At 75.3% G+C, this 481-nt stretch carries 1 protein-coding gene; it reads right to left on the bottom strand.

From position 1 onward, the window contains the following. On the bottom strand, positions 1-286 hold a 286-nt coding region (locus tag DEIPI_RS31745; RefSeq protein ID WP_045234501.1), incomplete at its 3' end, for a polyprenyl synthetase family protein. Between the last annotated feature and the right edge of the window lie 195 nt (positions 287-481).

Here is a 481-nt window from a genome sequence, read left to right as displayed (position 1 = left end):
CGGGGCGACCCCGGCGTTCCTCGCTGTCGTCCTCCACGTCGTCGTGGATGAGCACCCAGTTCTGGAAGAGCTCCACCGTCGCCGCGAGCCACGCCGCGCGGTCCCAGGCGTCCGAGCCGTCCCGCGCGCCGTACGCGCTCGCCGCGAGCAGCACCAGCTCGCCCCGGATGCCCTTGCCGCCCCGCTCGGGGTAGTCGCGCATCATGCGGTAGAGCAGGTCCACCTCCGGGCGGTCGTGGTGGCGGGGGAGGAGCTCGTCGATCCGGCGCTTGATGTCGGGCAGCACGCGGCCAGTCTACCCGCACGGACGCCCGCGCGGCCCGGCGCGGTACACTGGGCGCCGTGAACGCGGATTCAGCGGCAGAAGGCTCGGCGTACCGGCGCGCCGGAGTGGACATCGACGCCGGGGCGCGCGCCGTGGACCTCATGCGGGACGCGGTCGCGCGCACCCACACGCCCGACGTGCTCGCGGGCCTCGGGG

It is taken from the genome of Deinococcus pimensis DSM 21231 (assembly GCF_000519345.1).
GTDB lineage: Bacteria > Deinococcota > Deinococci > Deinococcales > Deinococcaceae > Deinococcus_A > Deinococcus_A pimensis.
The sequence above is the reverse complement of the archived record's forward strand: the minus strand, read 5'-3'. Positions and strand labels throughout refer to the sequence as shown.